The 8,809-nt window shown below is 67.6% G+C and carries 6 protein-coding genes; 1 reads left to right on the forward strand and 5 read right to left on the reverse strand.

What is annotated here, in order from left to right; translation table 11 throughout:
• Positions 1–42: 42 nt before the first annotated feature.
• From VEA80_RS10305 to VEA80_RS10320, 4 genes are all read right to left on the reverse strand, one after another.
• Positions 43–801, reverse strand: coding sequence for a papain-like cysteine protease family protein (locus VEA80_RS10305; protein WP_325060648.1), 759 nt, complete (start codon positions 799–801; stop codon positions 43–45).
• Positions 801–1,118 (reverse strand): hypothetical protein, encoded by a 318-nt coding sequence (locus VEA80_RS10310; protein WP_325060649.1) that lies wholly within the window; start codon positions 1,116–1,118, stop codon positions 801–803. Before VEA80_RS10310 ends, VEA80_RS10305 begins: the two co-directional genes overlap by 1 nt.
• Positions 1,119–1,326: 208 nt before the next feature.
• Positions 1,327–3,159: an FAD-dependent oxidoreductase gene (locus VEA80_RS10315; RefSeq protein ID WP_325060650.1), complete on the reverse strand. Its 1,833-nt coding sequence runs from the start codon at positions 3,157–3,159 to the stop codon at positions 1,327–1,329.
• Positions 3,160–3,221: 62 nt separating this feature from the next.
• Complete coding sequence (locus tag VEA80_RS10320; RefSeq protein WP_325060651.1) at positions 3,222–3,914, reverse strand: fumarylacetoacetate hydrolase family protein; 693 nt, start codon at positions 3,912–3,914, stop codon at positions 3,222–3,224.
• 142 nt (positions 3,915–4,056) lie between these two features.
• On the opposite strand from VEA80_RS10320, the gene VEA80_RS10325 reads away from it, so the two are divergent.
• Positions 4,057–7,680: a DUF2339 domain-containing protein gene (locus VEA80_RS10325; RefSeq protein WP_325060652.1), complete on the forward strand. Its 3,624-nt coding sequence runs from the start codon at positions 4,057–4,059 to the stop codon at positions 7,678–7,680.
• On the opposite strand, the gene fghA is transcribed toward VEA80_RS10325, so the two are convergent.
• The gene (gene fghA / locus VEA80_RS10330; protein ID WP_325060653.1) at positions 7,625–8,455 is read right to left on the reverse strand and encodes an S-formylglutathione hydrolase; all 831 of its coding nucleotides are present in this window, start codon (positions 8,453–8,455) and stop codon (positions 7,625–7,627) included. The two genes, VEA80_RS10325 and fghA, sit on opposite strands and share 56 nt — an antisense overlap.
• Positions 8,456–8,809 lie beyond the last annotated feature (354 nt).

Raw genomic sequence — 8,809 nt, forward strand, 5'->3', positions numbered from 1 at the left:
GGCAAATGAAGTGCGCCGTCAGTCGCCCTGCGGCGCCGGCGGCTACATCGAGCCCATCGCCCGGACCGGGGGCGTTTCGACCTGGTTACCGGGCGGAGGACGCTGGCCGCTGAACACGACGGCGGCGTTGCCGAAGTCTTCCCGGTACCGGCCTAGCCGGTCGAAGCTGATGGTGCGATATCCCAGCACCGGCTCCACCACGACGAACTTGTCGCCGTCGTGGCCGACCACCAGCACGTAATGGTTCACCATCGCCGTATCGGTCCATTCCGAGACCTGCGCCACGCGCGCGGTGATGAAGCTCGACGGCAGGCCAAGCACCGGCACGTTGGCGCCCGGCAACGACCAGTTCTGCACGTAGACCGAGGGCACCCGGATCGGCACGAGCACCGGCCGGCCGTTTTCCAGTTCGCGGACGATGTCCTCGTGCGTCAGCCGCACGGCGCTGGCGGTGAGCCCGTGCTGCTGCGCCAGGGCCATGACTTCAGCCAGCGAATAGCCGTCCGGCGCCGCCGGCTGATGAGCGGCGAAGATCGCGTTGCCGGAAACGCTGTCCTCGCCCCGCCAGTAATTGATCACACTGGCGAGGACGTGCGCGCCGCAGGCGGCGGTGTTGGTCTGCCGGTCGTGCGCGACCGGCAGCACCAACGTCTCCGGCGGATCCACTGACCTGCCGAAGAACTCGAAGCTGTTGCTGGAGCTGCGCTCCCCGAATGCGCCCATGCTGGACACAGGCGAAGTTGCGCATGCCGCCAGCGCCAACAACAGCGGCACGACGAGTAGACGCCGTGTTGTCTTCATCAGTCGGCGGCGACCGCGATGACGACGACGAGCACGATCAAGCCGATCACCAGCCATTGGTTATTCGAGAACTGGCCGGCGTTCATCGCCGCAGCTTCTTCCGGGGTGATCGTTTGCACCGTATAGCCGGCCGCTTGATAGTCGGCGATGGTTTGGGCGTCGGCGGCCGACAGGCCGTAGCGCTGCAGTTCGTCGGTGGAGAATGTGCGCGCTTCCGCCGAGCGGAATTGCGCCGGCTCCTGAGCGAAAGCGGCCGGGGCCGTGACGGAGGTGAATGCAAGAGACAGCGCTAACGCGGTAGCGAGACGAAACTTCATTGGGTCTTCCCCTTCGGTTGCTCAAACGAATGGTGATGAGCGGCGCCGAAGCGGCCTACTTGAGGTCGGTGCGCCGTCTTCTTGGCGGCCGTCTGTTCTGACGGACGCGATGTGCGCCGCGCGGCGCACCACACACATTCCCCTGCCGGCACAGCAAACTATGCCGGCAGTCCCGCAGGGCAAGACGAATGAGACGGTAAAAGGTTCCCTACTCGGCGGCGACCGGCTGGCGCTTTCGCGCGACAGGGGATTTCGGCGCGCAGCCGGCGTGGGTCACGTCCAGGTAGAAGTGCTGCATGTCCCAGGCCCCGGTCGGGCATCGCTCGGCGCAGAGCCCGCAATGGAGGCACACGTCTTCGTCCTTGGCCATGATGCGGCCGGTGGGCAGCGCCTCGGAGACGTAGAGATCCTGGGTGAGGTTCAGCGCCGGCGCCTTGAGCCGCTCGCGCAATTCGGTTTCTTCGCCGTTCTCCGTGAACGTGATGCAATCCATCGGGCAAATGTCGACGCAGGCATCGCACTCGATGCAGAGCGGTGTGGAGAACACCGTCTGCACGTCGCAGTTCAGGCAGCGCTGCGCTTCCTTGTAGCCGAGCAGCGGATCGAAGCCCTTCTCGACCTCGATCTTCACGTTGCGCAGCGCCACGTCCGGCTCGACCAGCGGAACCTTGTAGCGGAGGTCGAGCGAGACGTCGTTGTCGTAGGCCCATTCGTGGATGCCCATCTTGGTGGACATCATCGACGTGCCGGGCGGCGGACGCTGGCGCACGTCCTGGCCGTTGCAGAAAAGATCGATCGACACGGCGGCATCGTGACCATGGGCGACGGCCCAAATGATGTTCTTCGGCCCGAACGCGGAATCGCCGCCGAAGAACACATTTGCGATCGAGGACTGCATCGTCACCGGATCGACCACCGGCATGTCCCATTTGTCGAACTCCATGCCGATGTCGCGCTCGATCCAGGGAAACGCGTTCTCCTGGCCGACCGCCATCAGCACGTCGTCGCATTCATAGTGCACGTCCGGCTCGCCGGTAGGCTCGAGCTTTTTGCGCCCGTCCTTCTCGACCCAATGCATCTTGGTGAACCAGACGCCGGTGAGCTTGCCGTTCTCGTGCGTGAATTCGCGCGGGTTTAGGAAATTGATGATCGGGATGCCTTCGTGCATCGCGTCTTCTTTTTCCCATGGGCTCGCTTTCATCTCGTCGAAGCCCGAGCGGACGATCACCTTCACATCTTCGCCGCCGAGCCGGCGCGAGGTGCGGCAGCAATCCATCGCCGTGTTGCCGCCGCCGAGCACGATCACGCGCTTGCCGATCGAGTTGACGTGCTCGAACGAGACGTTCGACAGCCAATCGATGCCGATATGCACGTTGGCGGCGCATTCCTGCTGTCCGGGCAGCTGAAGGTCGCGCCCGCGTGGCGCGCCAGTGCCGACGAACACCGCGTCCCAGCCTTGCGAGAGCAGCTCTTTGAGCGAATTCACACGCACGCCGAAATGCGTCACCGGCTCGTACCGAAGAATGTAATCAACCTCTTCGTCGATCACGCTTTCGGGCAGGCGGAAGCGCGGAATCTGGGTGCGAATCATGCCGCCGCCCTTCTGCTCCGCGTCGTAGATGTGCACCTCGTAGCCAAGCGGCAGCAGATCGCGCGCCACAGTCAGCGACGCCGGCCCCGCGCCGATACAAACCACGCGCTTGCCGTTCTTCGCCGCCGCCTTTGCCGGCAGCAACGGCTCGATCTCGCCTTTGTTGTCGGCGGCGACGCGCTTCAGCCGGCAGATCGCCACCGGCTCGGGCTTGCCTTGTGTTTCTTCCACGCGTCCGCGCCGGCAGGCCGGCTCGCATGGACGGTCGCACGTGCGGCCGAGGATTCCCGGAAACACGTTCGACTTCCAATTGATCATGTACGCATCGGCGTAGCGTTGGGCGGCGATCAGGCGGATGTATTCGGGCACCGGGGTGTGCGCCGGGCAGGCCCACTGGCAGTCCACGACTTTGTGGAAATAGTCCGGATTGCTGATGTCGGTGGGCTTCAAGCGCCTCGCTCCTCTGTGCGACGCAAACTAGCCTTCCGCGCACGCCGCGCAAGCGGCGCGGCTCAGCGCGCGGCGATGGTGAAGCGCAGCGGCGCAAGGCCTTCGACGCCGCACTCGACCGTATCGCCCGGTCCGAGCGGGCCGACGCCGGCCGGCGTGCCGGTAAACACCAGATCGCCCGGCTGCAGCGTCCACGAACGCGAGAGATGGGCGATGATCTCGGACGCGCTCCAAATCATATCGCTCAGGTCCGCCTCCTGCTTCGTCTCGCCGTTGACCGTAAGCCAGATGCGGCCCGCGCTCAGATGCGAACCATTCGCGACCGGCGTGATCGCCCCGATCGGCGCCGAATTGTCGAACGCCTTGGCGGCGTCCCACGGCGCGCCGCCCTTCTTCGCCTCCGCCTGACGGTCGCGGCGGGTGAGGTCGACGCCGACGGCGTAGCCCCAGACGTGCTCCAGCGCCTGTTCCGGCGCGATCTCGGCGCCGCCCTTGCCGAGCGCCAAAACCAGCTCGACCTCGAAATGCAGGTTCGAGGTGTTCACGGCATACGGAATTGCCCCCCCGTCCCCGACCACCGCATCGGCCGGCTTGGTGAAGAAGATCGGCGGCTCGCTCTTGGGATCGTTGCCCATTTCGCGGACATGATCGGCATAGTTGCGCCCGACGCAGAAAATGCGCCGGACCGGGAATTTCGCAGCGGCGCCGAGGACGGCGACGGCTGGCTGGCGCGGCGGATCGATGACATAGTTCATGCGCCGCTTTGAGCACGCGCGCGGGAGCGGTGCAAACTCCCCACGGTAGGGAAATTGCCGCTCCCATAACGGCGCAAACCCTTGCAACCGCAGCCGCCTTGCCGGACTCTTGGGCGCACTCGCGCGTGAGGGGCGGCGCAAAATGGAATGGTTGGCCATCCTTGGCCTCGCCGCCTGGGTCTGGTGGCAATCGAGACGCATCGACGGCCTGCTGCACAAGGTTTTCGAACTGGAGCAGCGCCTGGCGCTGCGCGAACGCGCGCCGGAGGAAGTCCCGGCCGCGCCGTCGACGGCCGCCCCGCCCGAGCCCGCGCCGAAGCCGGAAGAGCTCGAGCCTCTTCTGCTCGACCGGCCGTTGCCGGCGGAAGAGCCGCTCCTGCTCGATACGCCTTTGCCCGCGGCCTCGAACGATGACGAGCCGCTGATCCTCGACCAGCCGCTGCCGCCCGAGCCTGCGCCGCAAGACGAGCCGATCCGTATGCCGCCCGCGGCTGCGACGCCGCCGCCACGCCTCGCCAAGCCGCGCGAGCGCAAGCTCGAACAATGGCTGGCGCAGAATGCGTTCGCCTGGATCGGCGGCGGGCTCGTCGGCCTCGGCGGCATTTTCATGGTGTCGTTCGCAAGCCAGCAGCCGTGGTTCACGCCGCCGGTGCAGCTCGCGTGCGCGCTGGCGCTTGGCGTTGCGCTGATCGGCCTCAGCGAATGGGTGCGCCGCACCGGCGTTGCAAAACCGCCCGGCCATCCTCTCGTGGCGGCGATGCTCGCCGGCGCCGGCGTCGTCACCTTCTACGCCACCGCCTGGGCTGCGCACGGTCCGTTCGGGTTCGTCGAGCTTCCCGTCGCCGTTTTCCTCCTTTCGCTCTGCGCCGCCGTTCTGATCGGGCTTTCCTTCCTGCACGGGCAGCCGCTCGCCGTCCTCGCCGTTCTGCTCGCGCTGCTCGCGCCGCAGCTGACCGGAACCGATCTTTGGCTGCAGCTTGCGCTCACCTTTTATATCGGGGCGGTGGCGATCGCCGGCTTTGGCGTCGCCGCGCTGCAGCGCTGGGGCTGGGCCGCAGCGGCGACCATGCTTGGCCTTTATTTCTGGTTCGCCGCGGCGATCGGCGAGGACAACATCCGCCGCGCGCTGGCGATGGTGAGTTTCGCGGCCATGGGCGGCGTCGCGCTCGCTTTCCGCAAACCGCTCGAGACGGAGCCCGCCGGTCGGCTCAGCTGGACGCGCGCGCACACGCACATGCCCGCCGCCGCCATTTGCGTCAGCAGCGTGCTGCTGGTTTGGACTTGGATCGGCGTGGCCGATCTGCCCTCCGGCGTGATCGGCGGCCCCGCTTGGGTCGCGGCGATGTTCGTCGCGCTCGCCGCCGCGGCGGTGCGGGCGCGCGTGGCGATCCCGCCGACGCTGACCGTCGCCATCGCCGCGCTCGTCGGCGGCTTCATCGTTTACATTCAAGCGCGCTTCATGGCGCCGACACTGGGCGATGACTTCTATCCGTTCATTCTGTTCAGCGCCGCCGTGATCGGTCTTTCCGCCGTGGGCGCCCGGCCGCCCGCGGAAGGCCGCATGCTGATCGCGGGCTCCGGCGCCTTCGGCGCCGCCGCTTTGATCGCGCTGGCGGCGACGACGCGCGAGAATTGGCATCACTTCAGCGCCTGGATCCCGCTGTTCCTGGGTTCGGTTCTTCTTTTCGTCGCGGCCTGGTTCACGGCCGATGAGACGCAGGCGCCGAGCAAAGATCGCGCGGCGGGCCTCTGGCTCGCGGCGTGCGCGGCGCTGCTGCTGCTCGGCGTCGAATCCGCCATCCCGGCCTCTTCGCGCACCATCGCCCATGCGGGCGCCGCGGCGCTGTTCGCGGGCGTGCTGGTGTGGCGCGGCTGGAGCACGATGCGCCACGCGGCCCTGTTCGCCGCGGCTGTCGCCTTGGCGCACGCGCTGTCGCCGAATCTCGTCAGCGCGACGCTCGCCGGCGAGCTTCCGATCGGCGGCGCATTGATCACTTTCATCGCCGCCGCTGCGCTTCTGTTCGTTGCGAGCGCCGTCGCCTCGCGCGTCGAACCGCGCGCGTGGACCAGCGAGTCGCTGGGCGCAGCTGGAGTAATGGTGCTGTTGATCGGCGTGTTCGTCGGCTTGCGCTGGCTGGCGGTCGGCGGCGCCGGCGCGCCGCTCGACGGCTTCGCCGAGACCAGTCTGCGCGCGCTCAGCCTCATGGCGGCCGGCCACGTGCTGCTGGCGCGCGAGGGGCGCGCGACCGGGCTCGTCAGCGCCTGGCGCGGTCATGTGCTGCTCGGCGGCGGGCTGCTCTACGTGCTGGTCGCGCCGGCGACGTCGATCAATCCGTGGTGGGGCGTTTTGCCTGCTCCGGTGATCGGTCCGCCGCTGCTCGACACGCTCGCGCTCGCTTTCGCCGCGCCGGCGCTGCTGGCGCTCGCCGCAGCGCGCCGGCTTTACGACCGGCAACGGATCGCGGCGCGCGTCTACGCCGCGTCCGGCGGCGTGCTGGCCTTGGTTTGGGCGATCCTCGAAGTGCGCCGTCTTTTCAGCGGCGCCGAAATGTCCAGGGCCAGCGTCGGCCTGTTCGAAGGCGCCTGCTATGCGCTCGTCCTGCTCGGTGCGGCGCTGATCGTCGCGGCGGTCGGCAAGGGCCGCGCGGCGAAGCTCGGCGAAGGGCCGTTCACGCACGACCTGCTGTTCGTTTCGCGCGGCTTGGCCTGGTTCTGCGTCGTCGCGGCGGCGCTGATTTTGCTGATGTTGCGCCATCCGTGGTGGGGCGCGCAGGACAGCGAAGTTACGAACGCGTTCGAGACGCTGCTCGCCGTCCTGGCGCAGCCCGTCGCCGTCACCCTCGCGCTGTTTCTCGGCCGCGCGCTGTCGCGATCGCGCGCTGTCGAATCTTCGCGCTTCGCCGCGGCGTCGGCGGCGATCCTGTTCGCCTGGAGCTTCGGCCACGCGGCGATCCGCTGGCACTATCACCGCGGCTACATGGATAACGGCGCGCCGCTCACGCAGCTCGAAGGCTTCGCGCACGCGCTCTGGCCGCTCGCTTTCGTGCTGCTGGCTTCGGCGATCACCGCGCGGGCGCCGGGGCGGGATACGGTGCGGGCCTATCTTTACGATCTGCAGGCGATCTGGGCGGCGGCGGTGTGGCCGGCGTTGGGCTTTGCGGCGCTTGGGCTTTGGCTGCTGTTCAATCCCTGGTGGGGCGTCGCGCCCGCCGATGTGGCCCCGCTCTCGGCGGCCGCGCTGGCGCTGGCGGCGTTTATGCTGGCAGCCTGGATGAGCGGCGCCGCGCGCCGTGTGCCGCATGTGCGCTGGCCCGACTGGCTGGAGCGCGCCGCGACGGTCGCGGTGGTCGGCCATGTCTTCTTCGCCGCGACATTCGTCATTCGCCGGCTCTATCATGTGGAGGACATGGCGACGGCGGACGCGGGCAGCGTCGAGATGTGGGTGTATTCGGCGGTGTGGGCGCTGTTCGGCGCCGGCGTGTTCTGGCTCGGCATGCGGCGGAGCGATCCGCTGCTGCGCTGGATCGGGCTGGGGCTCCTCCTGCTGACGACGCTCAAAGTGTTCCTGTTCGACATGGCGCAACTGGGCGGCTTCATCCGCGTCGCCTCTTTCGTCGGGCTCGGCCTCGTGCTGCTGGCGATCGCCTGGGCCGCGCGCCGCTTCGCCGCCACGCCGAACGGCCCGCCCGGTCCCGGCGATCTGCTGACGATCAAGCCAAGCGCGCGGCGTGAAAGGCGATATGGTCGCCGACAAAGGTCGTCATGAAGTAGTACGAGTGATCGTAGCCTTCGCGCCGGCGCAAAGTGAGCTTCTGGCCCGCTTGCGCCGCAGCTTGTTCGAGCAGCTCGGGCTTCAGCTGAGTTTCCAAGAACTGATCGGCGACGCCTTGATCGACCAAAATGTCATCGAACGGCTTGGCTTTGCCCGCTTCCATCAGCAGCGCCGCATCGTGCGCGCGCCAGCTTTCGCGATCTGAGCCGAGATAGGCGCTGAACGCCTTTTCGCCCCAGGGGCAGCGCGTCGGCGAAGAGATCGGCGCGAAGGCCGAGACGCTTTTGAACAAAGACGGATGCTTCATCGCCAACGTGAGCGCGCCGTGGCCGCCCATGGAATGGCCGAAGATCGAACGCCGCGGCGCCAGCGGAAAGGCGGCTTCCGCCGCTTCGATCAGATCGCGGGTGACGTAGCTCTCCATCTTGAAGTGCGGCGCCCATGGGCTTTGCGTCGCGTCGATGTAGAAGCCGGCGCCTTGGCCGAGATCGTAGGCCGGATCGTCGGCGACGTTTTCGCCGCGCGGCGAGGTGTCGGGCGCGACGATGGCGACGCCATGCTTGGCCGCATGACCGTACGCGCCGGCCTTGGCGGTGAAATTGTCTTCGGTGCAAGTGAGGCCGGAGAGCCAGATCAGATAGGGAAACGGCCCTTCGCCCGGCGGCGTGAAGACGGAGAAGCGCATCGGCGTTGCCGTGCTGACGCTCTGGTGCTGCGCGTAAGTAAGCCTGCCGCCGTGGACGCGATGTTGTGCGCGAGTTTCGATCATAGCGACTGCCTTACGGCGCGCGCGGGGCGCAAGGAAGCGCTTCCGCGCGCGCTGGGCGGCGGATTGAGAAAGAACGAGCCTCCCGAGGGAGACGGGGCGCGCGATCCGCGCTGAGTAGTCTCTAGGGGTGCGCTGGTTGTCTCCAACCTGCGCCGCGCGCTTCGCGCGCCCCGGTTTCCGGTCGTTTTTCCCGGCCTGGGACGAGGAGTTGTGGAACGCCGCTTGCGCGGCTCGCCTCCTGCACGATGGAATGCGGACGCGCCTCTTCACACCAGGCCGTATCCGCTCCGACGCAACCCGCCATCGACGGATGGCGTCTCGGGGCTTAGCTCCATTCCCAATTCGCCGGTGCTG

Source organism: Vitreimonas sp. (genome assembly GCF_035627415.1).
GTDB lineage: Bacteria > Pseudomonadota > Alphaproteobacteria > Caulobacterales > Aquidulcibacteraceae > Vitreimonas.